28 protein-coding genes are annotated in these 25,686 nt (G+C 41.0%); 14 read left to right on the top strand and 14 right to left on the bottom strand.

The features are described from left to right. Positions 1 to 216: 216 nt before the first annotated feature. Positions 217 to 1,938: an iron uptake porin gene (locus ACLFKQ_RS14365; RefSeq protein ID WP_449000497.1), complete on the bottom strand. Its 1,722-nt coding sequence runs from the start codon at positions 1,936 to 1,938 to the stop codon at positions 217 to 219. A 253-nt stretch (positions 1,939 to 2,191) separates the two neighbouring features. Here ACLFKQ_RS14365 and ACLFKQ_RS14360 point away from each other — a divergent pair, with 253 nt between their 5' ends. Genes ACLFKQ_RS14360 through ACLFKQ_RS14350 form a run of 3 tightly spaced genes read left to right on the top strand, consistent with a single transcriptional unit; the run spans position 2,192 to position 3,729 of the window. Continuing rightward, positions 2,192 to 2,377, top strand: a complete 186-nt coding sequence (locus tag ACLFKQ_RS14360; protein ID WP_449001038.1) for an NAD(P)H dehydrogenase subunit NdhS — start codon at positions 2,192 to 2,194, stop codon at positions 2,375 to 2,377. A gap of 15 nt (positions 2,378 to 2,392) precedes the next feature. Further along, entirely contained in the window at positions 2,393 to 3,061 is a 669-nt protein-coding gene (locus ACLFKQ_RS14355) for an HAS-barrel domain-containing protein (protein ID WP_449000496.1), read from the top strand. Between the two features lie 53 nt (positions 3,062 to 3,114). Then, positions 3,115 to 3,729: a thylakoid membrane photosystem I accumulation factor gene (locus tag ACLFKQ_RS14350; RefSeq protein ID WP_449000495.1), complete on the top strand. Its 615-nt coding sequence runs from the start codon at positions 3,115 to 3,117 to the stop codon at positions 3,727 to 3,729. 76 nt (positions 3,730 to 3,805) lie between these two features. On the opposite strand, the gene cruG is transcribed toward ACLFKQ_RS14350, so the two are convergent. From cruG to recN, 3 genes are all read right to left on the bottom strand, one after another. Continuing rightward, entirely contained in the window at positions 3,806 to 5,023 is a 1,218-nt protein-coding gene (cruG, locus tag ACLFKQ_RS14345; RefSeq protein ID WP_449000494.1) for a 2'-O-glycosyltransferase CruG, read from the bottom strand. Positions 5,024 to 5,032: 9 nt separating this feature from the next. Beyond that, positions 5,033 to 5,935 (bottom strand): gamma-carotene 1'-hydroxylase CruF, encoded by a 903-nt coding sequence (gene cruF, locus ACLFKQ_RS14340; protein ID WP_449000493.1) that lies wholly within the window; start codon positions 5,933 to 5,935, stop codon positions 5,033 to 5,035. Between the two features lie 153 nt (positions 5,936 to 6,088). Continuing rightward, on the bottom strand, positions 6,089 to 7,864 hold the full coding sequence (gene recN / locus ACLFKQ_RS14335) for a DNA repair protein RecN (RefSeq protein ID WP_449000492.1): 1,776 nt from the start codon (positions 7,862 to 7,864) through the stop codon (positions 6,089 to 6,091). Positions 7,865 to 8,042: 178 nt separating this feature from the next. On the opposite strand from recN, the gene ACLFKQ_RS14330 reads away from it, so the two are divergent. The 5 genes from ACLFKQ_RS14330 (at position 8,043) to ACLFKQ_RS14310 (ending at position 11,130) form a co-directional block, all read left to right on the top strand. After that, positions 8,043 to 8,336, top strand: coding sequence for a DUF2288 domain-containing protein (locus ACLFKQ_RS14330; RefSeq protein ID WP_449000491.1), 294 nt, complete (start codon positions 8,043 to 8,045; stop codon positions 8,334 to 8,336). Between the two features lie 163 nt (positions 8,337 to 8,499). Beyond that, on the top strand, positions 8,500 to 9,423 hold the full coding sequence (crtE, locus tag ACLFKQ_RS14325; protein ID WP_449000490.1) for a geranylgeranyl diphosphate synthase CrtE: 924 nt from the start codon (positions 8,500 to 8,502) through the stop codon (positions 9,421 to 9,423). 222 nt (positions 9,424 to 9,645) lie between these two features. Then, a complete protein-coding gene (locus tag ACLFKQ_RS14320; protein WP_449000489.1) occupies positions 9,646 to 10,110 on the top strand; it encodes a divergent PAP2 family protein in 465 nt (154 codons plus the stop codon). Positions 10,111 to 10,305: 195 nt separating this feature from the next. Beyond that, positions 10,306 to 10,650: a hypothetical protein gene (locus ACLFKQ_RS14315; protein ID WP_449000488.1), complete on the top strand. Its 345-nt coding sequence runs from the start codon at positions 10,306 to 10,308 to the stop codon at positions 10,648 to 10,650. A 93-nt stretch (positions 10,651 to 10,743) separates the two neighbouring features. After that, positions 10,744 to 11,130: a hypothetical protein gene (locus ACLFKQ_RS14310; protein WP_449000487.1), complete on the top strand. Its 387-nt coding sequence runs from the start codon at positions 10,744 to 10,746 to the stop codon at positions 11,128 to 11,130. Between the two features lie 7 nt (positions 11,131 to 11,137). Here ACLFKQ_RS14310 and ACLFKQ_RS14305 read toward each other — a convergent pair whose 3' ends face one another. The 4 genes from ACLFKQ_RS14305 to rbfA form a co-directional block, all read right to left on the bottom strand. Further along, entirely contained in the window at positions 11,138 to 11,380 is a 243-nt protein-coding gene (locus tag ACLFKQ_RS14305; RefSeq protein ID WP_449000486.1) for a DUF4327 family protein, read from the bottom strand. Positions 11,381 to 11,787: 407 nt separating this feature from the next. Beyond that, positions 11,788 to 12,030, bottom strand: a complete 243-nt coding sequence (locus tag ACLFKQ_RS14300; protein WP_449000485.1) for a DUF4327 family protein — start codon at positions 12,028 to 12,030, stop codon at positions 11,788 to 11,790. A gap of 166 nt (positions 12,031 to 12,196) precedes the next feature. Beyond that, the gene (locus ACLFKQ_RS14295; protein ID WP_449001037.1) at positions 12,197 to 13,810 is read right to left on the bottom strand and encodes a glycoside hydrolase family 3 N-terminal domain-containing protein; all 1,614 of its coding nucleotides are present in this window, start codon (positions 13,808 to 13,810) and stop codon (positions 12,197 to 12,199) included. Between the two features lie 37 nt (positions 13,811 to 13,847). Beyond that, complete coding sequence (rbfA, locus tag ACLFKQ_RS14290; protein ID WP_449000484.1) at positions 13,848 to 14,231, bottom strand: 30S ribosome-binding factor RbfA; 384 nt, start codon at positions 14,229 to 14,231, stop codon at positions 13,848 to 13,850. Between the two features lie 168 nt (positions 14,232 to 14,399). Here rbfA and ACLFKQ_RS14285 point away from each other — a divergent pair, with 168 nt between their 5' ends. Both ACLFKQ_RS14285 and ACLFKQ_RS14280 read left to right on the top strand, forming a co-directional pair. Continuing rightward, positions 14,400 to 15,146 (top strand): DUF554 domain-containing protein, encoded by a 747-nt coding sequence (locus ACLFKQ_RS14285; RefSeq protein WP_449000483.1) that lies wholly within the window; start codon positions 14,400 to 14,402, stop codon positions 15,144 to 15,146. Positions 15,147 to 16,125: 979 nt separating this feature from the next. After that, on the top strand, positions 16,126 to 16,596 hold the full coding sequence (locus ACLFKQ_RS14280; protein ID WP_449000482.1) for a DNA-binding response regulator: 471 nt from the start codon (positions 16,126 to 16,128) through the stop codon (positions 16,594 to 16,596). A 575-nt stretch (positions 16,597 to 17,171) separates the two neighbouring features. On the opposite strand, the gene ACLFKQ_RS14275 is transcribed toward ACLFKQ_RS14280, so the two are convergent. Next, positions 17,172 to 17,957, bottom strand: a complete 786-nt coding sequence (locus ACLFKQ_RS14275; RefSeq protein WP_449000481.1) for a photosystem II S4 domain protein — start codon at positions 17,955 to 17,957, stop codon at positions 17,172 to 17,174. Between the two features lie 357 nt (positions 17,958 to 18,314). On the opposite strand from ACLFKQ_RS14275, the gene pirA reads away from it, so the two are divergent. Beyond that, positions 18,315 to 18,476 carry an arginine synthesis PII-interacting regulator PirA gene (gene pirA / locus ACLFKQ_RS14270; RefSeq protein ID WP_449000480.1) on the top strand — a complete coding sequence of 54 codons (162 nt, stop codon included), beginning with the start codon at positions 18,315 to 18,317 and terminating at the stop codon, positions 18,474 to 18,476. Positions 18,477 to 18,575: 99 nt separating this feature from the next. Here the strand turns inward: pirA and ACLFKQ_RS14265 are convergent, their stop codons facing one another. The 3 genes from ACLFKQ_RS14265 to ACLFKQ_RS14255 form a co-directional block, all read right to left on the bottom strand. Continuing rightward, the gene (locus ACLFKQ_RS14265; protein WP_449000479.1) at positions 18,576 to 19,958 is read right to left on the bottom strand and encodes a TldD/PmbA family protein; all 1,383 of its coding nucleotides are present in this window, start codon (positions 19,956 to 19,958) and stop codon (positions 18,576 to 18,578) included. A 74-nt stretch (positions 19,959 to 20,032) separates the two neighbouring features. Next, entirely contained in the window at positions 20,033 to 20,371 is a 339-nt protein-coding gene (locus ACLFKQ_RS14260) for a DUF3082 domain-containing protein (protein ID WP_449000478.1), read from the bottom strand. A gap of 112 nt (positions 20,372 to 20,483) precedes the next feature. Continuing rightward, positions 20,484 to 21,056: a DsbA family protein gene (locus tag ACLFKQ_RS14255; protein WP_449000477.1), complete on the bottom strand. Its 573-nt coding sequence runs from the start codon at positions 21,054 to 21,056 to the stop codon at positions 20,484 to 20,486. Positions 21,057 to 21,257: 201 nt separating this feature from the next. On the opposite strand from ACLFKQ_RS14255, the gene ACLFKQ_RS14250 reads away from it, so the two are divergent. Then, positions 21,258 to 21,932, top strand: coding sequence for a cyclase family protein (locus ACLFKQ_RS14250; RefSeq protein WP_449000476.1), 675 nt, complete (start codon positions 21,258 to 21,260; stop codon positions 21,930 to 21,932). A gap of 2 nt (positions 21,933 to 21,934) precedes the next feature. Here the strand turns inward: ACLFKQ_RS14250 and hpnH are convergent, their stop codons facing one another. Both hpnH and cobS read right to left on the bottom strand, forming a co-directional pair. After that, complete coding sequence (gene hpnH / locus ACLFKQ_RS14245; RefSeq protein ID WP_449000475.1) at positions 21,935 to 22,951, bottom strand: adenosyl-hopene transferase HpnH; 1,017 nt, start codon at positions 22,949 to 22,951, stop codon at positions 21,935 to 21,937. Between the two features lie 131 nt (positions 22,952 to 23,082). Further along, positions 23,083 to 23,886: an adenosylcobinamide-GDP ribazoletransferase gene (cobS, locus tag ACLFKQ_RS14240; RefSeq protein WP_449000474.1), complete on the bottom strand. Its 804-nt coding sequence runs from the start codon at positions 23,884 to 23,886 to the stop codon at positions 23,083 to 23,085. Between the two features lie 148 nt (positions 23,887 to 24,034). On the opposite strand from cobS, the gene ACLFKQ_RS14235 reads away from it, so the two are divergent. Then, positions 24,035 to 24,484: a hypothetical protein gene (locus ACLFKQ_RS14235; RefSeq protein ID WP_449000473.1), complete on the top strand. Its 450-nt coding sequence runs from the start codon at positions 24,035 to 24,037 to the stop codon at positions 24,482 to 24,484. A 33-nt stretch (positions 24,485 to 24,517) separates the two neighbouring features. After that, positions 24,518 to 25,621, top strand: a complete 1,104-nt coding sequence (tgt, locus tag ACLFKQ_RS14230) for a tRNA guanosine(34) transglycosylase Tgt (RefSeq protein WP_449000472.1) — start codon at positions 24,518 to 24,520, stop codon at positions 25,619 to 25,621. Positions 25,622 to 25,686 lie beyond the last annotated feature (65 nt).

Here is a 25,686-nt window from a genome sequence, read left to right as displayed (position 1 = left end):
CTTCAACAAAATCATAGCTTTCATCTTCAAGCTGCCCAATGTAGATTTAATACCAATTGGAAAAAGTAATGAGAGACTTAGTCAATCTCAATTTCGATATATCGTCATTTCAGCATTATTATCCATCTCACTACTTTAGGTAAATGGTATAAATTGCAGCTCAAACCCGAAAAGCAATCTTTACTAAAGCCTAAAGTTATCCTGCTCGATAGTTAATTAAAAACTAAAAGTAGTGCGAATTGTGCCGATAACTAAATCGTCATTGTCATTATTGCTATTGGGTGCAGTAATCCAAACTACCCCCGGAGTGACGGCAATGTTTTTATTAATCCGATACTGATAAAAAGCTTCTAAATGGAAAGAAGTATCTTCATCCTCCCCTAAACTTTCGATATCGGAATTACTCACATAAGGCTCTATACCTACAATAATTCCTCCGAGATTACCTTCTTTGCCCAAGTCGGTCAGTGCCAGGGTCGCCGCCCAGTTCCAGATATCTTGCGTACCTCGGTCGATTTGTCCGTCTAAACTAGAAAGACTGGTAACTTTACTCAATGCACCCCAACCGCCAATGATAACGCGATCGCTCAATGACCAAGATAACTCTATGCCATAGGCATCGCTGACTGTGGGTACTGCTTCGCCAAATAAATTTTCACTCAGCGATCGCAAATTAGCTAAATTACTGCCAGTACCGGTATCGCTCTGATTGTACCCATGAACGTAAGTAGCTGCCAAGCTCAAATTGTCTACTGGAGTAAATAAGATTTGTCCGATCGCGCTAAATGCCCCGTTAAATAAGCCGTTACCAGAGTCTGGATTATCGGCATCAGAGGCTAAATAACCTGCCGTAATTTCAATCCCTTCAATGGGACGATGAATGATTCCTATGCCTGCATCACCTGGGGGAAAATAAATCGGGTTCCGAGTGCCAAAAGCCGAAATTGCTCCCGAAGCGCCATCACCATCTAGAAAATTAACCGTATCGGCTAGATCGTCGGCGGCTATTCCCGTGGTACCGATAATTATATTAGTCCGATCCCCAAGACCAAAAGTATAAAACAGAACTTCTAAATTTAGTTCGTTAGTGCCAGGTTGAGCAAAAGCTAAGTTACCCTCAAAAGTACCCGTTTGTTCTGTCAAAGTGGGGAAATTTGCTGCAGACAAGCGAGAAAAGAGTAAATCTCGACCACCAAAGCTGGTAACTAATTCTAAACGCAGGCGATCGCCAAAAACGAAACTTTCATCTCCTTCACTAGATAAAACGCCGCCCGTGGCTAAAATTGCCTCTCCTAGTAGTTTGGTAGTAGTGGAAAACTGGGTCAGTTCTAATTCTGTAGTGCGAGCCTGTAAACCGTCGGTTCTTCCCTGTAAAACGGCTAATTCTGCTTGAAAATCTTGTTGCAACCGCAGTAGCATTTCGATGTCCTCTCGTAAAACATTTTCCGACCTAACAATTAAGCTTTCAAGACGATCGAGACACGAATTTAAACTGGCAGCAAATTCATAACGAGAGAGGGTGCGATTGCCACGATAGGTAAAATTTTTATATCCCGCCAAACAACTATAGCGTACTACCAAACTTCGGAGAGCCTCATATGCCCAGTCTTCTGGCGATACATCCTGTAGGCGCTCGACGCTATTTAGCTGGTAGATTGTTTCGTCGTAGTTATATCGTTCGATGGTTTCTAGTAGCCTGGGATCGGATTGGGTAACGTTCTGTGCTATGAGAGCGGATTCAGAATTAAATGAGGGAGATGGCAAATTTAAAATATACTTTTGGTTTGGTAAACCCGAAATAGCTTTAGTATTTGCTAAAGTAGCTGATTCAAAAATTTGCGTTCGCTCGGAGCCAGCAGCTTCTGTTTTAGGTTGCCATAGTAATAAAACAGCAAAAGTAAGGGTAATCTTGGAGATTTTACCCGATAATTGTGGCATTTTTCCCAGTCCTCACACCTAAATATTAATTTTTACCCTCAGCTAAGCCGCAAGACGACTCAATTGCAAGAGCATCACAATTTAAGCTGTTCTCATTTTGACATTACTTAAGCTCGATCGAGCAATTAAAAAATTACTTTTTTGAGCGAGGGATTCATTGATTAAACTACTGCTAAACTAAGCAAGGCGATCTTTTGTTATAAGCTAGATAACAGCAAATCTTAGTAAAGCGCGATCGCCTGATAAAAATATGATGATCTTACCAGGAGCAACCGTTAAAATTATCAATCCCGATGATACCTACTATAAATTTGAGGGTATGGTACAGCGCATTGACGATAATAAAGTAGCAGTGTTGTTTGAGGGCGGTAATTGGGACAAGTTAGTTACCTTTAATCTATCAGAAGTCGAAACAGTAGACTTGAGTAAGAAAAAATAATCTACCTGATAGCTTATGCGTCTTCCCTTACCTCAATTTACGGTAGGCGATCGCCATCCCAATCATATTGCAGAGGTAATTGAAACCTCCACTACTCAATATTTGGCGCAGTGTCTCGAACCAGAAGATCTGAAATTTCCTAAAATGCCGCCTTTTGGCAGTTGGATCGCCTCTTTTGACGAAGAGTCGGGGAATAAAATTCTGGCAGTAGTCACTCATGTTACTACTACGCCCATCGATTCAGTACATCGCGCCAGGGCGTTAGGTTTATCTTTAGCCGAATTAAGGGAACAACAACCCCAGATCTTTGCTATGTTAAAAACCGAATTTAAAGCGGCGATTGTCGGTTACGAAATACCGAATAATTCCTTAAATGGCAATGGCAACAATTTGGGTAAAGTATATCAATATTTGCCCCCACGTCCACCACAAATACACCAGGCTGTCTATCGTTGCGAACCAGCAGAAGTAATTCACTTTACTGAAAAACTCGATTTTTTACGCACTTTACTACAAGTTAGAGACATTCCCGTCGAGTCTTTAGTAGCGGCGGCGGTAAGAGAGGTTTATCAGTTACGTCAAGCCAATCGAGATTGGCTAGTGAGCGTCGGTAGAAATCTCAGCATTTTGTTAAAAGATGACTACGATCGCCTGCGCTACATTCTCAGTCAGATTCACTGGTAAAAGCGAGATAAACTGAGTATTGCAGCAATTTTTTAGAAAAATTTTATTGATCTATGATTTCGATCGAGTTAGTAAGATCGGTTATTCGACGCGAGCGCCCAATTTTCTCTAAGCTCGGGCAATTTCTAGTGAAATTGAGTTTAGTTTTCTCAATTTCAGCGATCGGTTTATTCGGCTATTGGACAGCTCCTGCTTTAGCTGGCATTGATGACGATCGCTATGATGGCAATATTTTTGTTGTTTTTGCGGGGAATGGTTCTTTAGTTCCGCCGCGCCTCAACCTAGTGCAGACTTTACAACGAGAAATGCCAGCCATAATAGTTTTCTATGTAGATGATAGTAGCGACTGCAAACAATTTTCCCTGGTAGTTTCTCGCATTCAAGAATTCTACGGACGGGCAGCTAGTATTATTCCGGTTAGAGTTGATGCTTTACAAGCTAAATCGGATTATACCCCCCGAGAACCAGGTTATTACTATGCTGGTGTCGTTCCCCAAACCGTAATCTTAAACAGACAGGGTAAAAAGATCTATGAAGCTAAGGGACAAGTTCCTTATGAACAAATAGACGACCAACTACGGGAAGTATTCGATCTCTTACCTCGCTCTGAGTCGAAAACCCTAAAACGTCGTTCGTTTAACGAATATAATTCCGAGTTGGTCGATTGATAAGCAAGAGAGCAGAGGAGAAAAGTTTGACTCATAATTCTCCTTTGCTCCTCCGCTGGTTACCCCTTGCTGGTGTTTAGTGTCTCTTACTTTTTACCTTTTTACTTTCTCGATAAGTCCTACCGCGCCACTGAGTAGGTGTTTGTAAAGACGATTGGAAAATTCGCCAGACGGCTAAAGGATCGGCAAAAGGAGATAGCCAAAAGCCCCAAGCAGCAGGGGAAAATAGCGATAAACCAGAATAAGAAGGCGCGAGCGCCAACAACATTCCCCAACGCAACACAAGTAAAAACAGGTTTAAGGCTAATAAGGCGATCGCCGATAGGGGAAGGTAACTCGTCGTCAATAGATAGAGCCCAATTGTCGAGATAAACAAAGGTAATCCTTGAACGCAACCAAGAACAGCAAGATCGCCCCAAATTTGGGCAGTAGCAGCCGCATCTTTAAGATCGAGCGATCGCCCCCACTCTCGCCAAGTTTCTTTCATTCCTTCGTACATCCTGACTTTGATTACCTTAGAACCGTCGAGAAAGCCAACTTTATAGCCAGCAGCGGCAATGTTACGAGCTAAAGTCACATCATCGCAAAAAGAACTTGCTGCAGTTGTATAGCCATCCAGTTTTTCTAATACTGACCGACGACAAAAAAAACACTGTCCGTTTGCCATTACCCGTTCTGAATTGACTGCAGTTACACCAGCAGAGTCAAAACGATAGAGTAGGGTCATCAGTAATGCAGGTTGTAGCCACCATTCCCCAGGATATTGCAAAATAAACTGGGGCGCGAGAGAAATCAGATCGAAACCTTCTGTTTCTGCAGCAGTAATTAAACTCGGAATCAAGCCTGCTTGAGGCTGAGTGTCAGCATCGATGCCTAAAATCCACTCACTTTTAGGCGAACTGTGTAGATATCCTGTATGTAAAGCCCAAGGACGACCTACCCAGCCTACGGGAAGCGGAGCGTCAGTTACCAAACGAAAACGTGGGTCTTTGGCAGCGGTGGCTTGAACTATGTCTCGAGTTCCGTCTTGAGAATTGCTATCGACTACAATCACTTCGCGCAGTTCGTAACTTTGACTACTCAAACCTTCCAAGCAAGAACTGATTCTAGCAGCTTCGTTGAGAGTAGGAACGATCGCGCTTACCTTAGCGATCGCATCGGGATTGGCAGTTATGGGTTTTAGGGGAGAACGACGGAGCGCGCCTTTTAACAAACGAGATAGTAAAATTAGGGTCGCTACTCCCTGAGATAACAATAATCCCAGAGATATAGCAGCTAAAATTGGCAAATTCACAAATTACTCCTAGCGAATGCTAGCGGTAACTAATTCTTTGGTTTCTGTCGCATCCGATTCAGGTAGAGAACGATTCCCAGCCATGAAATACAAAATCAATAGGGGTAAAATTCCTAAAATAACTCCTAAAGATATCGGCAGATAAATACCTGCAGCCCAGCTAAGAATCGCACCAAAGGCAAAGTTAGCTAAATAGATAAATAAAGGTAATTTTAGATGATTGTAAGGTAAAGTTGTAGGTTTGGCTTTCCACAAAACAGCAGCAACGCTCATAAAGAGAGTACCCGTTCCCAGCCAGCCGGCAAAGTTTTGATAGGGCATACCAAAGAAGGCTCCTGGCTGTTCCCAGACCCAAAAAGGGATTGCTGTTTGACTCATAGCAGGATCGAGCACAAAATCCCAAGAAGTCAGACATAGAGAACCAATAGCGATCGCGCCAAATTGACGCAAGCAGTCATTAATCTCTATGGTTGCCAAGCCAGCGCGGGCAATAAGATAAGCACTAAAGCCAACATAGAACCAAGATAGGGGGATGGTAAATGGCACTAAACCCGCAATTTTATATCCTAAGCCACTGAGATAGCGATAATGACCGAAAGGGAAACCAGTGCTAGTACCTAAAAGTTCGCTACCTAAAGATAGTGAAATTGCTGGAATCATAAAGCTTAAGAGATGCCACTTGCCTAAAGTACGATAGCCATAAACTGCGATCGCAGTGGTTCCTAACAGCATATAGGCAACACCACCTCCAGCCATCGACCAACCAAAAATAGTTTGTCCCCATTCAAATCGGGATAGTAAGCTGAGAAAGTCGGGATTGGGCAATACTAAGATAATTCCTGCCAAACCAAAAGCCATAGAAAGGATATGACCAATTAAAAAATAACGCTCGGCACTAAACAATTGTTTCATTACTAAATAAAAAATCAATCGAAATTGGTTCTTTATTAGTTTACAAACATCAATTAATTATGTGTTAGCTCGAATTCAATTGAGTAGCGAGTAATGAAGATTGAGCTTTTTACCTTCTTCTGGCTCTACTCTCTCTGCTCTCGCCGTTTGTTTTTACCTCTTGCCTCTTACTTTTTGCTGACGATATGCCGTAGCTTTGCTCAATAATGATTCGGCAAATGCCACCGCTTCTTCTGCCGAATGTCCTCCCGTAATCTGGGCGATTTCTTGAGTACGAAGTTGAAGCTCCCTTAGGGGTTTAACTCTAACTACGGTGCGAATAGGGGGAATTGCCGAATCGCCATTGCACTGGTTGGTATTGTCTGAAGCTGCTTCGATAATGGTTTTTTCGACTTTGTAATGTACGTCAGCCATAGCGGCTACTAGGGGTTGATGGGTAACGCAAAATACCTGATGCTGCAGGCTGAGTTGGTGAAGCTTTTCTGCGATCGCCTGAGCGACTTTACCCGACACTCCTGCATCGATTTCGTCAAAGATCGAGGTACTAGAACTTAGTTCGGAATCGGAAAAACAGGCTTTCAATGCCAGTAAAAACCGACTCATTTCCCCCCCCGAAGCCGTTTCTGACAGGGGTTGAATCTTTTCTCCTGCATTGGGACTAAAATAGAATGCCACCTTATCTGCTCCCGTAGGGGTTGGGGAACGGGAAATCAGGCGACATTCAAATACTACTTTGTCCATCGCCAGTGGTTTGAGTTCGGCAATTAATTGTTTTTCTAGTTGGTTAGCAGCTTGTCTTCTCAATTGAGTGAGTTGGCTACAGACTCGTTCGAGCTGCTGTAAAGCCCCCTGGTGTTCTCTTTCTAAAACCTCGAGGGATTGTCCGCTATCGGTTAACTGGGCTAACTCGCGTTGGAGCTTTTGTTGTAGGGCGATCGCATCGGCTAGCTCGGGTCCGTATTTGCGACAGATATTTTTTAACAATCTAATTCTGGCTTCAATTTCTGCCAACCGTTCGGGATCGGCTTCTAAATCTTCTCCATAGCGACTAATTTGTTGTCCCGCCTCGACAATTTGAGCCATTCCCGACTGTACCATCTCCACAATTGATGCTAGTTTGCTATCGTATTCGCTCATTTCTTCGAGATAAGACTCGGCTTGTCCAAGTAAATCGGCGCCTGCTGGTTCTTCGCCGTCATTTTGATAGAGAAGTTGATAGACTTGATAGCTCAAATGCTGTAGTTCCACTACGTGAGCCAAGCGATCGCGTTCCCGTTCTAAGCATTCTAATTCGTCTGGCTCATTTAGTTCGGCTTCGTTTAAATCTTTAAGCTGAAATTCTAATAAATCTTGACGTTGTAATAGTTCCTGCTCTGACTGACGACGTTTGGTTAATTTTTTTTCGGTCTGTTGAAATTTTTCATACGCCGCTCCTACTCGATCCCGTTGCTCGATTACCGACTTACCGCCATACACATCTAGTAAATCTCGCTGTTTTTCGGGAATGAGTAAATTTATCGTCTGTCCTTGAGCGGTAATTTCTACCAGACGCGAGCGCAACTCTGCCATCAGCTGGCGATTGACTAAAGTGCCATTAACCCGACAGCGGGAGCGCAGATTATTATTTTTACCGATAATTAGTTCTCGCCCACAAATCAGAAGCTCTTCTTCTAAAAGGTCGATTGCTAGAGAATGTAGCCAATCATGTAATTCGGGGTCAATGACAAAAGTTGCCTCAATTAAAGCGCGATCGCTACCGCTTCTAATTTGGCGACTACTGGTTTTGCCACCCAAAGCCAGTTCGATCGCATCGAGAATAATCGATTTGCCCGCTCCAGTTTCTCCCGTAAGCACATTTAAACCTGGATGTAGATCTAGTTCTAGGCGATCTATCAGTGCAAAATTATTAATTTTTAGGTTAACGAGCATTTATGTAAAAGCAGTTTAAACTTTAAAAATTTAAATAAAATAATTAAAATATCTCCTACTCAAAAGTTTAGCGGAATCCCAGGGCGAGAGTAAATAAATTGATAATTGCAATATTTGACTCTAAGATGACTTTATTGCTTCAAAATAAGCAAAACAACAAGATAAAGTAAGTTTAAAAATGTCAGATCTTCAAGCCCGATTGAAACAAGATTTAGCCCATATTGCCTGGAAAGAGCTATTACCCCACGCCAAAAGAGACGCGCTCGTGATAGTCGATCCTAAACTCAATCTAGTAGAAGTAGGAGCGGCAATCGCTCGGGATAATTCCAATTTAGTTCGAGACTGGATTGACACCCAAGCGATCGGCAAACCCTCTTCTCAGCAGCTTACGTGTTGGAATCGAGAGCCACAAAAACAGTTTGCCACGCTAATCGTACAGCCCTTTGTCATCGTTCAGGAAGTTGCTGGATAAACTTTTAAGCGAATCGAGTTAGAGAAATCGGGTCTTAAGCTTTTTCTCGGCATCGATGACAGAAAATTACATCGTGTCGATCGATTAACCATTTAGTAAATTTTATTTAGCGAACAGTGCAGATCGGGTAAGATTGAGTACAGTTAGTTAGGCAGCAATAGATATGGTAGAGACTGAAGAAAAATTAGCCGCTCGGCAACCTATATTTGACTTAAAAAACTATTTACAACAGCGAAAAGCTCTAGTCGAGCGAGCACTAGATCGCTCTATATCTATTACTAGACCGGCAACGATCTATGAAGCTATGCGTTATTCCTTATTGGCTGGAGGCAAGCGTTTACGCCCAATTCTCTGTTTGGCGACTTGTGAACTGCTCGGGGGGACGACAGAGATGGCAATGCCCACCGCTTGTGCTTTAGAGATGATTCACACCATGTCTTTAATCCACGACGATCTTCCTGCCATGGATGATGATGATTACCGTCGGGGAAAACTAACTAACCATAAAGTTTATGGCGAGGATATCGCGATTTTAGCGGGTGATGGTCTGTTAGCATTTGCTTTCGAGCACGTAGCGATGGAAACTAAAAATGTCGCTCCAGAGAACATCGTTCGAGTAATTGCCTGTTTGGGACGTACGGTTGGTGCGGCTGGTTTAGTGGGGGGTCAGGTACTAGATCTAGAATCAGAAGGTAAAACCGATATTGATGCCGAAACTCTAACTTTTATTCATACCCACAAAACCGGAGCCTTATTAAAAGCTTCAGTAGAGTCGGGGGCAATTTTAGCAGGAGCAAGCCAAACAAACATTGATAGATTATCTAATTACGCTCGAAATATTGGTCTGGCTTTTCAGATAATTGATGATATTTTAGATATTACGGCGACAGACGAACAATTAGGAAAAACAGCAGGCAAAGATATACGGGCTCAAAAAGCTACTTATCCTGGCTTGTGGGGATTAGAAAAATCTCAATCTCAAGCTAAACAGTTGGTTGCTGAAGCGATCGCTCAATTGGAAACTTATGGAGACAAAGCCAAACCTTTAGAGGCAATCGCCAAATTTATCGTCACTCGCGATCGGTAAAATCACCGCGTCACGATGGTCACTAGTGCCTGAAGTTTCACCGGGCAACGGAACCTCTCTCATTGGCGAGAAACGCTCGAAGGCGGACAGAGCCGTTCCCGAGGGCGAGATCGTCTCACCCCCACTCCTCTTCAAGCCTCGGAGGTTTCCTCTAAAGTCGCGCTCTCGTCAAAATCCGTCGCACTTATTTAGATGACGTTGTTGAGGCAAAAAAAACAAACCATGCAGGAATTTGCTGACATATTCCACAATCAGACACTGCTGGTTGCAGTCCTTGCTTGTTTGACTGCTCAAGGATTAAAGCTAGCAATCGAGTTGATCCGAAAAGGCGAGGTTAATATTAAATATTTAGTAACTACAGGAGGAATGCCCAGTGCCCACTCAGCTCTAGTAGGTGCCTTAGCAACTTATATAGGTTTGAATATGGGTTGGTCTTCTCCCGAGTTTGCGATCGCCTGTTTGTTTGCGGTAATTGTCATGTACGATGCGGCAGGAGTACGTCAAGCAGCAGGGAAACAGGCTAAAATCCTCAATCAAATTGTTGATGAATTATTTCAAGAAGAACATCACTTCAACGAAGAAAGACTAAAAGAGCTATTAGGACACACTCCTTTTCAAGTAGTCGTGGGGCTAATGTTGGGAATCGGTATCGCCATGCTATTTTCGTCCTATGTTCGGATTAGCTAACTTTAGTCCCACTAACGTACGAGGCGTTGCAGAATGCGTAATGATTTAACTCTGATTGTCTTCGAAAAATCTGGATTGTAAAAGTCGTAAATACCAAATACCATTACCTAATCAGCAACGCCAAATCAAGCACAGTTAATAGGCGAGCGCTCGCCCCTAACTTTGGCGCACCAATTTATTCAACTTTAGTTATTTATGAGTCAACTAACTATTAATCTTCCCCAAGGTTCTCTAAGCTTTAACTTTACTCCCGAGGGAGTCAGGCAACTACAGCAAGAAATATCTAATCTGATGCAAAGCTTAAAAGCGGTTGCCAGCCGAGATCCTAGCAGTGGCAATCGACCAAAGCCACAACAACCAATGGAATATCGCTATACGGGAGAAGTATTTTTAGAGATCTTTTGCAATCCCAATATTTATCCTAGTCCTTTTGCCGCCAAAATTTTGCTAACTATTCGTGACGAACGCATTCGCATTACCACCGAAGTGGAATTGACTCAATTAATTGAAGATCTAAATTTGTATTTAGAACAGATTTAAGCAAAAAAAACATCGTAGGTTACCGATTTGCTTGAGAAACTGTAGCATGATAACCAAAAGAATTAGAATAATTATCAACTTTGGCATATTAACATGAACCAGAACAATATTATGAATCTGCTCAAGCACGGCTTTCACATTACTGTAGGAGCAACTGCAGCATTAGTAGAAACCATACAAGATCCTCAAAAGCGCAGTGAAGCGATCTCCGAAGTTCAGGCAGAATTGAGCCAAAAAACTCAAGAATGGGCGGCTAAAGGTGAAGTAACCGAAGTAGAAGCCAAAAGATATCTAGATAATTTGTTCGAGCGGCGAAGTGAAGCTGAGGTAAATTCTAGCCCTACAAATACACCAAATCCGCCTAATTATCCAACCGGTAACAATTCTTCAGTCAATTCTCGATTGCAAGAACTAACCGATGAAATTATCGCACTAAAATTAGAGTTAGAAAAACTGCGCCAGACTAAAAAATCGGAATGACTAGGGTTTAGTCACTAGACCATTGTCCCCCACCGATTAAATCTTCTACCCGATCGCGTAGTAAATAATCCGCTCTTTCTAATTGGCATTCAACTTCTAACCACTCCCTCGCAGGTAAATACTCACATAAAACATATAGTGGTTGACTGCGACGGATAACTCCTCGCTCGACTAGGTGTCGAACTTCATCTCGAATAGTTTCTAAGGAGTATCCAACCGAGGTAGGAGCTAAAGTTGCTTTTGTAATCATGAAAAGTTACCTGCCATTACCGGTAAAAAATAATTTGATGTAGAGAATGCATTTATCTATCCCTTTAATGTATCCTGTTTTTCGCAGTTTTCATGGCTCAATCTGTCAAAAAAAATTAAGTTTCCCTTAAAAAATTAATATTTCTTTTGCTTATTTTAAATATAGGTAAATAGTCTCAAAAAACTCTATGATTTCTTGCCCTTTTAACATAGCTGTTTTGATGTGCGTTCTTAGTGGGCGTTACCGGAATCTTTTGTTTTGTTGGAATTACAAATTGCTTACAAGAGCTGTAACAATGATGTAGGAAAGTTGCTAGAAAAAACAAAAACCTGGAAGTCCAGGTTTTTGTTACTCCAAGATGTATTTTGTTGGTTATTTAAATATTTAAATTTAAATCTTGCTTAAACTCAATCATTTTCCCAAGATTGATAGGAAACTAAATCGCCAATAGGATCGCGGAGTAAATAATCACATCTTTCCAGTTCACACTCAACGCCTACCCATTCGCGAGCGGGGATAAACTTGCAAAGTACGTATATTGGTTGTTGACGGCTGACAATACCTTTTTCAATTAACTGACGAGCTTCGTCTTTGATACTATCGATTGAGTAACCGATCTTCGGAGAAGGAGAAACAGTTGCAAATGTCATATAAATATCACCACTAAATAAATTTATAACTATACATATCAATATAAACTATATAGCCGCAGAAATAACAATAAATTCGATTTTTGCTGTATCGAAACATACAAATTTATTAACAATCTGACCAAAACGATCGGGAGTTCATAACTAAGTTCTCCATGAGGATAATTTAAAATCCAAAATTGCTGCGATCGCCAGCGGTAGTGAATTGTTCATTTGGAGAAAGACCGAAAAGAGTCTCTAGGGAGATCGCCTGGGCGGTTGGCATTTGTCCGTAACAAAACATCCAGGGTAAATTAACAGGCATAACAGCACTAAACCAATCTAAAACATAGGGGCTGCCGTAGATAATTAAACCTACTACTTTTCCTGTTTGTAAGAGTTGTCGATAAATATTTTTAATTTGGGGAGTCAAACCAGAATTACCACGAAAAGGATTGCCCCGAATAAATATCTGTAGCAGTGTCGGTCTAGAGTCAGCCAGAATTGAATCAATCGTACTATGGTCTACTATTTGTCTGTCGTAATCAAACTGTTGCGGGATAGTTATAGCTGGGGTGTAAAGATCGAGAAAAGCAGAATTAAGTATGTCGTCCACCACGATTAAGTTACGCGATTTTATATCTGGCCGTCGTTGTAAAGGGAGATTACCTCCAGAACGCAACGAGTCTCTTAAAACTGCATTAACTAAAAACTCGGCTTCCACTGTAGATAATTGAGCCAATTTTTCATCGTCAATTATTACGTCCCTATTATTCACTACTTTAGCTTTAGCATGGTTGATTCGGGCGAGGGATTGCTCGATTCTTTGTTCGCTAATGCGTCCAGACTTAACGGCATTATAAATCGAGGCGATCGCTACTTCGGGATCGTCAGGCATTAACAAGATATCACTACCAGCTTCAATTGCCATTACCGCTACTTCTTCAGGAGGAGCATATTTAGTTATTCCGTCCATAATCAAAGCATCGGTAACTACCAAACCATCGAATCCCAACTGCTGTCTCAAGCGATCGCCGACAATTGTTTGAGATAAAGTTGCAGGATATCGTTCGTCCCAAGCAGAAATTAGCAGATGCGCCGACATCACGCTATCTACTCCAGAAGCGATCGCCTCTCGAAACGGTAGTAGTTCTACTCTTTCTAGTCGCGAATCTGAATGTGGTAAACAAGGTAATGCTAAATGAGAGTCAACCGCAGTATCTCCATGTCCGGGAAAATGTTTGGCGGTAGTTAAAATTGGCTGGGAACTCGCCCCTTTTATAAAAGCTGCGGCTAATTTACCAACTGTTAGGGGATTATCGCCAAAAGCACGAATGTTAATTACGGGATTGTGAGGATTGTTATTAACATCTACTACAGGTGCTAGTAACCAATTGATGCCTACTGCTAAGGCTTCTTGGGCGGTCAATCTGCCAATTTCAGCAGCATATTTTTCCGCCAGACTGGGATTATTAGCGGCGATCGCCCCTAGTGCCATTGGTGGCGGAAACCAAGTCGCCCCACTAAAACGCTGTCCTACTCCTTCTTCAATATCTGCAGCGATTAGTAAAGGAGTTTTCCCCCAGCTTTGCAGTTGACGCGATCGCGTTTGTAGTTCCACACTGCTACCCCCCAACAATATCGCCCCACCTAAGTTGAGTTCTTCCAACCATCCTTTCAATTTAGTGTTACTGGCTTCCCAAGCAGGATAACGAATTTGACAATCGAATAGATGACCGGAAGCACGGACGACGATCGTTTGTCCGATTTTTTCTCTCAGAGACAATGAGCGATGGGAAATCAGTTTAGTCACCGAGGTAAAACTTGGTTAGAAGTTGTCATTGATGTTCCTGACTTGATTTTTGTTGACGATTCTGGCTAACTTCGTGAAGTAAATTTAACATGCGATCGCCTCTTTCTAAAGAGCGGTCTTGATAAAATGCGATTTCTGGAGTGCGTCGCAAGCGCATTCTACTACCCAATTCTCGACGAACGTAACTAACAGAAGATTTTAAACCTTCCATTGTCTCAATTTTAGCTTCTTCTGTACCATAGATACTGACAAAAATTTTAACGTGTTGCAAATCTCCAGAAACATCGACATCAGTAATGCTGACCATACCCGAGCCAACGCGATCGTCTTTAATACCATCGATCAACATTTGTCCTACTTCTCGCTTAATTAATGAAGCTACGCGAGATACGCGGCGGCTATTAGCCATAATTTTTTCCTCCATCTTTGCAACCATTTCTGAGGTTCGTGTTGTTTTTCCGAACACCGATCTAGATTGTAGCTATTTCTGAGTGAATTGGCTTTTCCCGATCGATAATTAGCTACAGTTGTCAACACTATCTCACCTTGAAAATGTCAACACTATCTCACCTTGAAAATGACTTTAAACTTTTGGATGAAGACAAGCGGTACCTGGATTAATATTTTTACTGTCCTTACGGGAACGAGTTTGGGTTTAATCCTGAAAAATCGCCTCAACTCTAATCTACAAGCAATTATTACCCAAGGTATTGGTTTGATAACTATTTGGATTGGGTTCAATCTGGCTAACAGCATGGCAAAAGCAAGTGTGGCGAGGATAGATGGTGCTATTTTGGGTTTGCTATCAATGGTAATCGGTGGTGTTTTGGGAGAGTGGTGGGAAATTGAGTCTAGACTGACTGCTGTGGGAAATTGGCTGAAAAAACGGTTTCGTGGTAAAGGATTGTTTAGTGAAGGATTTGTTGCTAGCAGTTTACTGTTTTGTGTGGGTCCAATGACGTTAATTGGTAGTTTGAATAATGGTTTAACTGGAGATAATACTTTATTAACCCTCAAGGCAACTATGGATGGAATAGTCTCAATCGCCTTGGCTAATATTTACGGTATTGGTGTGGGATTTTCAGTTTTAATCATACTAATCTATCAAGGTGGATTATCTCTAATTGCAGGTTGGATTGCCAATACTCTCCCTAATTCGGATAACAATCCTTATTTATTAATAATTACTGGCATCGGCGGTTTAATAATTATTGCTATCGGTTTAAACTTATTAGAAATGGTCAAAATTCGAGTTGCCGCTTTTCTACCCGCACTAGCTGTAGCACCGGCAATTTATTATTTAGCAACCATATTTTTGGCTTAAATTTATTACTTGGTACAAGAATAAGCCATAATAATGAAACTAAAAGAAATAACATTTAATACGAACAAAATTAACCATTGACTGCAGCTGATACAGCTTAACTTATCGAGCAAATAATCAAGAGAACTATTGGAATTTTCAGCTAAGGTTATTGTACTGTCCCAAATATAAAATACCTTGAAAACATTGGTTTTCATTAAGCGATCGTAGATTAACCGAGCTGGCTTTCGAATAGTCATGAGCTAGTTAAATTGTCGTATTTTACTTAATTAGAATTATTTTGAAGTCTGAACTCGACCAAAGCTACACCAAAGGAGTAGGTTTGGCGTGCTAAACAGAACTAATGTTTCAGTAGTGTCGAGCTGCGAAAAGGCACCTCACTTAGCAGAATTTAGTTACCCAGTGGCGTTCCTTCCACATTTTATGGATAGGTGACTGAGAGCTAGACTTTTTCTAAGTAACTCTGTCATTCTTAATGCCGAGACTTTTTGGAATATTAATGTATTATCCCTTACCAAACAAAACGAAATTTTATATTACTTTATATTTTTGATTTGGAATTTCGTTCTTTTCGTTACATTTTACTTAATAATTTAACAAACTGTAAATAGAAACCCTAATGTTCGGATGTACAGAAATGTCCGGATCGGGAAAATTTTATCAGAGATTTTGTTTAAATTAAATTTACTATTTCCCTATCTATGAGCCTTGTGGTGTATTCTTCTTCCTATCTTGCAGAAGAAGTACGAGGACTCAACAGAGGGAGCACTGCCCCTAACTTAAAGAATAAGTTTGAAAATGCAGCGTAGTACTTTAGCTGAAGTTTAAAAATGACTCTACATAAATAAATTTCTGTAAATTTCTGGTTAATTTTACTGAGAATTAAATTAATTTACGTAATTTACGCGATCGAAGTGTAGTATAGTTAGCACGAGCTCAGTAAATATAATGATAAACTTGTTGCGATAATTTTAAATCGATGTTTAACATAGTTAGTAATTTTTTTTCAAATTCTCAGAAAGAGTACCAGCAGTTGAGCATTTTGGCGATCGAATCTAATAAATATTACGGTAAATATCTTACTAAACTGATTAAAAAAGCTCGACCTAATTATAAAGTATTGCTGGTTGACAATAGCGAGCAAATCTTCTCTTTAATGTATTGCGAAGTGGAAATCGACATCATCCTTTTCGATCTTAGAGCGGAACTCAATAGCGATAACATTGCTTTGATTAAAGCAATCGCACCAAAAGTTAGTTTGATTCATTGGAGTAATTGTAAACACCCAGAAGTAATCGAATTCTTATATTCTCTAGGAGTAAATACTTTTTGCCATAAAGAAAGCGAGTCTAAGAAACTAATTGAAGCAATAGATTTGGCAGGTAATTATCCTCGTTCATTTTATATGGATGAAAAGCTGTACGACTGTCTGAAGTTACTAAAAAGCTAATTGTCCGCCAATAATTAACAGTAGAGGTTATTTGGTAGGGTTAAACCTACAAGTAAAAAGTGCGGCGCAAAGAGCAAATTTTAACTAACCAGTAGTAATGGTTTGAAGTAACTTAATAATTGTTATCATTGTAGTTTTTATTTCGCCTTACCTACTTAACTTAAAATATTTACTCTTAAATTAACCGCTTAAATCGAAAAGTTGCCATTTGATATGTATTAGGGGTTACAATATACCCAATTGAACTGAAAACGAAAAAGCCAGCGTTTTACGCTGACTTATGGAGCAAGAGTTATAAAATTTTAAGCTACAGTGAAGTGGGTTGCTAAATTTAAATAAAAGCTAATAAATAAAAGCTAAGATTTTTAGTAGCCAACTGAACTCAATTCCAACTTTGTTTTGTTGAATCTATCATCGGCGTTATCCAACTATATAACAACAGTGTATATACGAGGATATTTTTTTGAACTCTCTGGTTTATTTAGTTGGATTTACGGATAACTAGTTTGTTTTATGCTCTGGTATCGAGCAAAAAGTTCAATTTTGCAGTTTTTCCGCTCGACAATTAAAGCAATTTACTTATACCTAGCCAAATCTACTCGATAACGTTGCTTTTTAGTTAGAGAGACTTCACCTACTTCGATTCTTCCTTTGCCACGAACGGCAATTAAATCTCCAGGTTTGATAGTGTAGCTAGGTTGAGTAATTTCCTTCCAGTTTACTCGCACGTCTTTACTGGCGATCGCCTCTGCCATTTTACTGCGAGACATCCCAAAACCAGCCGAAGCGATCGCATCTAACCTCATTGATGCTTCTACTGTCGTCATTTCTTTCTTTTTCGGCGGACGAACCTTAAGTTCGCTAAATTCAATTTGTTGAGTTTTTACGCTGACCGATCTTACCTGAGTTAAAGAGCTAGTCAAGAACTCGACGATTTCTGGTACGACGATAACCTGCGCTCCCCTTTCTCCTAAAACGATAATATCTCCTACTTTTTCTCTAACTATACCAGTTCCTAAAATTGCTCCGAGAAAATCTCTATGGGTAGCAGGATCGAAGAGAAAATTACCTGCAATATCTAAAGCAGCTAATTCTATTTGCGACTTATCTAAGGGAATATCCGGACGGGAAAGTCCCACACGCTGTCTTTCGGCTTGAGGATAGCCTCCCCAAATTAAAGTTTTGACCTCAGTTAATTTACCAAATACTGCTTCGACTTCTGCCAAAATTGGCGGGGAGAGAAAATCGGTACATACCACTTCCCAGGTTTTAATTGCTTGCTCGGCTTTATCAATAACGCGAGTAATTTCTTCTCGATTTTCTATACCTTGTAGTAATTCGGTTTTCGATAATAAACTCATTGATGAATCAGAAAATTAGTTCACTAAATTATAAAAACATTCAGGCGATGTAATATTTTATAAACTAAATGTATAACGCTTAGGGGTGTAAAAATACTCGCCTAACTCAAACTAACGAAATTTAATTTTTAATTTTTGTTTGACGAACAGTCTTTAACACTTACTAGCTATGAAGATTGTTTAATGTTCATCAGCCGCTCGACAGCATGGTCAGATTGACCTTAGCTAAGGAGTAGGTTACAAATAAAAGAACTTTTTGAAGTTTCTGTAATAAATTATACCGATCCTCAAAAAAATGTTATCTTTTACAGAGAAAACAAACTCCATATCATTTATCAATAATAAAAATAGTCCATCATGAACATAATAAATCAAGAAACTTTAAACCAAGCTGCTCTCAGCCATCGTGAAAGTCTTCGTCGTAGCTTAAGCATTCGTCTCGAAGCAGCCAAGGCAAGAGGAGATGAGAAGTTAGTCCAACAGCTACAAGCAGAAGCTAATTATCTAAATCTCAACTAACAAAATTGGGCAACTGTGCCATTAGACTAATCCAGGGACATTGTAACCAATGTCCCTGGTTTTTTATCGTCACTGTAGTGCGATCGCCGTTTATAGAGTTTATCTACCACCGACCACTACGTTGTTTATTGTTAAGTGAGGACCGCCAACGCTGACTGGTAGAGGCATTTGTCCTCCCTTACCACAGCCACCATTAGTATAAAGAGTATCGTTGCTAATTGCTTCTATATCTTTAAGAGTTTGAAAGACATTTCCCGTCAAAGTTACATCGCTGACTGGTTCGGCTATTTCCCCATTGCGAATTTTATATCCTTCTGCCGCAGCAAAAGTAAACATTTCGCCGTTAGTTTGTCCCCCTAACATTCTGACTGCATATACTCCATCGTCTATATCTCGAATCATCTCGGCAAAAGGAGTTTCTCCAGGCTCGATCGCCGTATTAGTCATCCTAACGATAGGAGGGTAACTAGCGCGAATCGCTCTAGCATTTCCCGTCGGTGCCTCGTGCATTTTACCCGCCGTTTCTCTTGAGTGCAGTCTTTGAGTTAGTATGCCATCTTTAATTAAATATTTACGCTGTCCGGGAACCCCTTCGTCATCGTATTTTAAAGTGCCAGGTAGGTCTTGTAGAGTTGCATCGTCGATGACATTCAACTGTTCGATCCCCATGGATTTTCCTAATGTCAAAAGTTCCTGCATCTGGGGGTTTTCATAAACGAAATCGGCTTCAGAAAGATGCCCGAAGGCTTCGTGAATGAATACACCAGCTAGATAGGGGTCGAGAACCACCATGTATTGACCTCCTTTAACCGATTTGGCTTCTAACTGTCTAATGGCACGTTGAGCCGCTCCTAAAACTCGCTCTTCAATTCCCACTAAGTCGTTAAAGTCGCTGAGTGAATAGACCGATTCAAATCCCTGCCGTACTATTCCCCCTTCTCCTCGGGCGATGGCGCCGAAGCGTCCTGAAAGATCTAATCTTTCTTGAACGATACAGCTACCAATAGAGTTAACAAAAGATTTAGTAGTAAAGCGATCGCGCAAGCTAGTCATAGTAGTCTGAATGCGCGGATCGTAGTCTAAAATAAGCTGATTGTATGCTTCTAGTAACCGTCGCTTTTCTTCAAGGTCGATACCGCGAGGATCTCGTTTAATCTCAGCGGCGACATAATCTTCTATTGGCTCTATGGGGGCAAGTTGAGTCGTTTCAGTTCCGACTATTTTTGCTTGAGCGATCGCTTCATCGACTCGTTCTGATAATTCTTGTAAACCATTAAAGGTGACAAAACTCCAGCCACCTTGATGACAGGCACGAATTCCTCCTGCTAGAGCAAAATTGCGATCTACACCATCTAACTGTTGTCCGCGAAAAGATAGAGAAGTGGCTTCACTTTGTTCGACTCTAATTTCTAAATAATCGACATCATGGCGACGAGCGGCGATCGCACTTTGTAATTTTTCGATTGTTATGTTGTGGGTCATATTGGGTCTTAACTTTTCGATTGAGGCGAGATTTGGGGTTACACGTTTATCTAAAAGTAATAGTATTTCTCTTGTTAGCTAGATTTCATTTTAGACAAATATTTTTTGAGATCTCGAATCGTTACTTGAATTCCCAACAAAAACAAGCCAACCGCCACTAAGCCAAAAACTCCCATCCCTAAGGCAGCCAAGCCAATTACAATAGTTCTTACCGCTACAGTTAGATTGACCACTATTGGATTATCAGAGATAACTGGTTTATCGGCGTAAGTTTGGACGATAGAAATCATTAAAAAGTAAAGCGCGATCGCTATTCCTCCAGAAAGAGTTGAAGCGATCGCACAGCGTAACAGGGTTATTTTACTTTCGGGTGATTCTACTGGAATATTATCTTGAGATTTGTTTTCGCTCATAGAAAGGTCATTGGAGCTTGCCAAACGCGCTCTTGATGTTGGCTATTTCTTAGATTGTAGATAATTGTTGTTGTTAGCAGTCAGTCTGGCGCAATTTAGTTTAATCTATCACTTAATTTAAAAGAGAGTCAATTGTTTGTTGCCAGTCTTCCAAGCTAGACTGAGAAGATAGGTCGGTAGCTTCTGCACCGTTAATAAAGAAAGTAGGAGTAGACCAAACGCCACGCACGACCGCTAGACGTGCGGGTACTCTTGCCTGATTATATATCTCTTTGCTTTCTAAACGGTCGATCAATTCTCGCTCGTTCCAATCAAAGCCATCGGCAGCATAGCTGGCTAGAAGTCGATGAAAATCGGTTTGAGTTTTATCTTTAAAGGCTTCATTGGCAAACTCTCCTTGATGCTGAAATAGATAAGTAGCAAAGTCAACAAATTTATCCGTATCGTCTCCGGCTACGGCGATCGCAGCTTTAGTTGCGTCCCAACTTTGGCGATGATTGCCGAGAGTCATGGGCTGTAGAATTAGATAGAGGCGATCGCTGTAAGTCTCGGCTACTTTAAGTATTTTCGTCCACGACTTTTTAGAAAAGGGACATTCTAGATCGAAAAACATCTCCAAGATAATTGGTGCATCTGCTCTACCTAGTTTGTAGCCACTAGGTCTTTGAGGAATTGGAATTGGCATGATAAATCGAAAAAAATGGGCAAAAAGCAGTAATTATTTTGTGTTTACCGCTGACTTTTAATTCATTACTTAATATTTTGACAAGATTTCTACTTAGAAAAACACATCTTGAGATAGAGACATTAGTTCGGGTAACTTTGAGATTTTGTTATGTAGCTTTTTAAAATAACTGCCAACTCCACCAACACTCAATTAATTAATATGTCAGAATCGCGATCGAATAATACCCATGATTGGATCGATGTGTCTTTAACCATTCATAGGGGCATGGCTCATTGGCCAGATAATCCCGGTGTCAAAATCGAACCTAGTTTGTGTCTGGCTCATGGTGATGTCTGCAACGTCTCTAAGTTAACCTTGGGTAGTCATACCGGCACTCATGTTGATGGATTGAATCATTTTGTTAAAGGTGGATTGGGAGTCGATAAAATGCCTTTAGATGCTACCATCGGTAAAGCTAAAGTTATTGGCATTGAAGATTCAGAATCGATAAAAATAGCAGAAATCGCACCTCATAATCTGCAAGCAGGCGATCGTGTCTTGTTTAAAACCGTTAACTCCGAGCGTTGCTATCGACAGGATGAATTTGTCAGAGATTTCGTCCATCTTTCGACAGAAGCAGCCGAATATCTAGCAAAAACAAAGGTACGCACCGTTGGAGTCGATTATCTTTCCGTAGGTGGCTATCAGGGTAACGTAGTAGAAGTTCATCAAGCCCTCTTGGGTTCGGGTATTTGGGTTATTGAAGGACTAAACCTTTCGGCGATCGCTCCTGGGGAATACGAATTAATTTGTTTGCCAATTAAACTTCAAAATGGAGATGCAGGTTTAGCTCGTGCCATTCTCAAACCCGCATCTAACTTAGAATTGCTTTAGATTTAACCGTTAAATAAAGCCCCGATCGCTTTACTCATGTTTTCTGGCTGCATGGCGGCAGTAGCGGCAGTAGGTTCGTAGCCGCAATGTACCATACAGTCTGCACATTTGGGATTGCCGCTGGCTTTACCGTAATTACTCCAAGTAGTTTTATCGATTAATTCTCGGTAGCTAGAATAGTGTCCTTCATTGAGTAGATAACAGGGTTTCTGCCAGCCCAAAACGCTATAGCTCGGACTACCCCAAGGAGTACAGTCAAAATCTATATCGCCCATCAAAAATTCTAAAAATAAGGGATTGTGATTGAAATTCCACTTTTTGCATCCCGATTTCCAGGGAGAAAGTATTTCTCTAAATAAAGCTTTAGTTTGTTCGCGTTTTAAGAAGCTATCCTGGTTTGGTGCCCACTCGTAACTATAGCCAGGAGAAATCATCATCCCGTCGAGGTTGAGACTTTCGAGGAAATCAAAAAATTCCTGCATTTCTTTGGGATCGGTCCCCTCAAATACGGTAGTATTGGTAGTCACTCTAAAGCCTTGGCTTTTGGCAGCGCGAATTGCCGCGATCGCTTTATCGAAAACTCCCTGGCGATCGACGCATTTGTCGTGACGTTCTCGCAAGCCATCTAAATGCACGCTAAAAGTCAGATAGGGAGAAGGTTTAAATTTAGCTAGACTTTTTTCTAGTAACAAACCATTAGTACAGAGATAGACAAACTTTTTCCTTTCTACCAATCCTCTGACGATGTCATCAATTTGGGGATGTAATAGGGGTTCGCCCCCAGGAATAGAAACCACAGGTGCGCCACATTCTTCTACAGCAGCAAAACATTCTTCTGGGGTGAGATGTTGTTTGAGGATCTCAGTGGGATGCTGAATTTTACCACACCCCGAACAAGCTAGATTGCAACGAAATAAGGGTTCGAGCATCAATACTAGAGGAAAGTGTTTGCGTCCTAAAAGACGTTGGGTAACTAAATACTTACCTACGGTTATCGCTTGCTGTAGTTGAATTGCCATTATTCCTCACCCTATAATCTTTTGTGGTTTTATTCTAATGAGATTTTGACTACCGAGGGTTGAAGTTTAACCTTCTTCTTGTTTCTTAATAGTCGCAAAGCCAGATCGCAGAATTAGAATTATTTTTATCGCTAAGCAATCTGTGACTCAAAAACAGTCAACATACAGAGAATAAATACCTCTGTCCATTCCACCACCGCACCATAAGTATCTCCAGTGTGTCCTGCTAATTGGCGGTAAAAATAATATCCGGTCGTTAAAGCGATCGCACTACTGGCTAAAATAATTACGAGAATTTGCCACCATAGTAAATATCCCCACCACCAGAGCGCACCATTAAACGACAAAATGAATACCAAGCCTAATAATAAATCTTGGGGTAAGCGCAAGTTTTCTCGATGAAAGGCACCCTTGCCCGTCTTTCTTAAATAAGGATAAAAAGCAATCGCAGCTACTTGTCCCCATCTCGCCCAACTAGCAGCTAACATTAATACTAGCCAACAGGGCAGATTGGTTTCACTCAAAGCAGTAGTTTTTAACAATAAAATAATTACTGCAGCGATCGCACCATATGCCCCGGTCGCACTATCTTTCATTACCTCTAAGCTACGGTTGAGATCTGCTACTGCCAAACCATCGGCTGTATCCATCGCACCATCGAGATGTAACCCTCCTGTGATTTTAATCCAGATTGCTACGATAATCGCGCTACGAGTCAAAACGGGAATACCTAGTACGTCTAAACTAGTTGCCAATAAACCCAAGAGTGAGCCGAGCGCCAGACCAATTATCGGTGCCCAGCGAGCAATTCTTTCCCAATTGGCGATAAATCGAGCGGGCAGAGGGACTGTGGTATAAAAAAATACTGCGCTCGCCAAAGAACTAATTGAGCGTTTGATGGGTTGCCAAACCAGATTTGAAGGTATGATTGACACAGAACAAATATTAGTCAAAATTTCGCGCTATCTCTTTAAAAATGTGGATTAATATTGTTTCATAGACTACTTTATTTTTAACTACATATTCTAAGTATCATTACTTAGTCCCTTTAAATTGTCAGCTTAAAATTTGTATTGTTGTAATATGATGAATTATCACGACTCGCCAAAATCTTTGCCAGCACCCTGTATTGTCGAGAGGGGAACGATTGTTAATAAAGATGATATCAAACGCTTGCTTCAAGATATTACTTGGGTTCGCTACATTTATACCATTGACAATTGTATAGATACTGAGGGTAAAGGTAGGCTAAAAGAAGTATTCATTAATTCCTGTCAATCCACGATGATTGCTAATGGCAATCTCTATATTAATATCCAAAGTTTTGATTATTTGGAGCTCGGTAAGTCATTGCAAGCAGAAACATACTTCGATCTCATCCAGGAAAATTGTCAACTGCGCCTAATTCCCATCTCGCGATCGTGCTACGATCCCAGTTTATCTGACAATATAGACGAAGTAACTCTCGAAGTTATGGTAGCAGAAGCACTTTCGGCTCATTTGGATGTACGGTTGGATGACGAAAAATTTTAAACCAGAGACAAATTAAGGACAGAACGATAACTAGTGGGATTTTCCTTTCAATGTCAGGCAGCCTGCAGTCATACTCATGCTAGAACGGGAGTGTTTCATACTCCTCATGGTATTGTAGAAACTCCTCGTTTTATGCCCGTAGGCACTCTGGCGACGGTCAAAGGAATTACCCCGCGACAGTTAGAAGATGCCAAGGCGCAGATGATTTTGGCTAATACCTATCATCTTCATTTGCAGCCAGGAGAAGGCATAATTAAAGCGGCAGGGGGATTACATCAGTTTATGGGCTGGTACGATCCTATTTTGACCGACTCGGGCGGATTTCAAGTATTTAGCCTCAGCGACTTACGTAAAGTTAGCGAAGCTGGAGTTACTTTTCGCTCGCTACGGGATGGTAGCATTATCGAACTTACTCCGGAAAAATCGATTCAAATTCAAAATGCTTTAGGGGCAGATGTAATCATGGCATTTGACGAATGTCCTCCAGCTAATGCTACTAAAAAACAGGTAGAACTAGCTACAGAGAGAAGCTATCGCTGGTTAACCAGATGCGTAACGGCACATCAACATCCAGAAACACAAGCATTATTTGGGATCGTACAGGGGGGAATTTATCTAGATCTACGAACCAAAGCAGTCAGAGATTTAGCTGCTTTGAATTTACCAGGTTACGCTATCGGTGGGGTTAGCGTAGGGGAAACACCAGAATTAATTAATGAAACGGTTCGCCATACTGCCCCCCTCTTGCCAGTGGATAAACCACGCTATTTAATGGGAGTCGGAACTTATAGAGAAATGGTACGAGCGATCGCTGCAGGTATCGATTTATTTGACTGCGTAATTCCAACTCGTTTGGGGCGACACGGTACGGCTTTAGTAAAGGGAGAACGAATCAATCTGAAAAATGCCGCCTATAAAGAAGATTATTCTGCTTTAGATCCAGCTTGCTCGTGCTATACTTGTCAAAATTTTAGCCGTGCTTACCTCAATCACCTAGTGCGATCGCGCGAGATGTTAGCTTATATTCTATTATCTCTGCATAACATCACCGAACTGATTAGTTTTACTCAGCAAATTCGCGCCTCAATTTTTGCCGATACTTTTACTACTGATTTTGCTAGCTGGTTAGAAAATTGAATTAATCTTATGAAGATATTGAAAACATGCAATTCGGATCGATCTTAGCCTCCGCTCGGAACGAG

It is taken from the genome of Myxosarcina sp. GI1(2024), assembly GCF_053543375.1.
Note: the sequence above shows the minus strand (reverse complement) of the source record. Positions and strands in the feature narration are given on the sequence as shown.

Bases quoted from the DNA above. Each gene is read 5' to 3' on its own strand.
- ACLFKQ_RS14285 (WP_449000483.1), top strand. From the start codon at position 14,400: ATGACTTTAAACTTTTGGATGAAGACAAGCGGTACCTGGATTAATATT.
- cruF (WP_449000493.1), bottom strand. From the start codon at position 5,935: ATGAAACAATTGTTTAGTGCCGAGCGTTATTTTTTAATTGGTCATATC.
- ACLFKQ_RS14255 (WP_449000477.1), bottom strand. From the start codon at position 21,056: ATGCCAATTCCAATTCCTCAAAGACCTAGTGGCTACAAACTAGGTAGA.
- ACLFKQ_RS14315 (WP_449000488.1), top strand. From the start codon at position 10,306: ATGAGTCAACTAACTATTAATCTTCCCCAAGGTTCTCTAAGCTTTAAC.
- ACLFKQ_RS14235 (WP_449000473.1), top strand. From the start codon at position 24,035: ATGATGAATTATCACGACTCGCCAAAATCTTTGCCAGCACCCTGTATT.
- hpnH (WP_449000475.1), bottom strand. From the start codon at position 22,951: ATGGCAATTCAACTACAGCAAGCGATAACCGTAGGTAAGTATTTAGTT.
- pirA (WP_449000480.1), top strand. From the start codon at position 18,315: ATGAACATAATAAATCAAGAAACTTTAAACCAAGCTGCTCTCAGCCAT.
- ACLFKQ_RS14260 (WP_449000478.1), bottom strand. From the start codon at position 20,371: ATGAGCGAAAACAAATCTCAAGATAATATTCCAGTAGAATCACCCGAA.
- ACLFKQ_RS14280 (WP_449000482.1), top strand. From the start codon at position 16,126: ATGTTTAACATAGTTAGTAATTTTTTTTCAAATTCTCAGAAAGAGTAC.
- ACLFKQ_RS14320 (WP_449000489.1), top strand. From the start codon at position 9,646: ATGCAGGAATTTGCTGACATATTCCACAATCAGACACTGCTGGTTGCA.
- ACLFKQ_RS14365 (WP_449000497.1), bottom strand. From the start codon at position 1,938: ATGCCACAATTATCGGGTAAAATCTCCAAGATTACCCTTACTTTTGCT.
- rbfA (WP_449000484.1), bottom strand. From the start codon at position 14,231: ATGGCTAATAGCCGCCGCGTATCTCGCGTAGCTTCATTAATTAAGCGA.
- ACLFKQ_RS14300 (WP_449000485.1), bottom strand. From the start codon at position 12,030: ATGACATTTGCAACTGTTTCTCCTTCTCCGAAGATCGGTTACTCAATC.
- ACLFKQ_RS14360 (WP_449001038.1), top strand. From the start codon at position 2,192: ATGATCTTACCAGGAGCAACCGTTAAAATTATCAATCCCGATGATACC.
- crtE (WP_449000490.1), top strand. From the start codon at position 8,500: ATGGTAGAGACTGAAGAAAAATTAGCCGCTCGGCAACCTATATTTGAC.
- ACLFKQ_RS14350 (WP_449000495.1), top strand. From the start codon at position 3,115: ATGATTTCGATCGAGTTAGTAAGATCGGTTATTCGACGCGAGCGCCCA.
- ACLFKQ_RS14265 (WP_449000479.1), bottom strand. From the start codon at position 19,958: ATGACCCACAACATAACAATCGAAAAATTACAAAGTGCGATCGCCGCT.
- ACLFKQ_RS14355 (WP_449000496.1), top strand. From the start codon at position 2,393: ATGCGTCTTCCCTTACCTCAATTTACGGTAGGCGATCGCCATCCCAAT.
- ACLFKQ_RS14310 (WP_449000487.1), top strand. From the start codon at position 10,744: ATGAACCAGAACAATATTATGAATCTGCTCAAGCACGGCTTTCACATT.
- ACLFKQ_RS14330 (WP_449000491.1), top strand. From the start codon at position 8,043: ATGTCAGATCTTCAAGCCCGATTGAAACAAGATTTAGCCCATATTGCC.
- ACLFKQ_RS14250 (WP_449000476.1), top strand. From the start codon at position 21,258: ATGTCAGAATCGCGATCGAATAATACCCATGATTGGATCGATGTGTCT.
- ACLFKQ_RS14305 (WP_449000486.1), bottom strand. From the start codon at position 11,380: ATGATTACAAAAGCAACTTTAGCTCCTACCTCGGTTGGATACTCCTTA.
- recN (WP_449000492.1), bottom strand. From the start codon at position 7,864: ATGCTCGTTAACCTAAAAATTAATAATTTTGCACTGATAGATCGCCTA.
- ACLFKQ_RS14275 (WP_449000481.1), bottom strand. From the start codon at position 17,957: ATGAGTTTATTATCGAAAACCGAATTACTACAAGGTATAGAAAATCGA.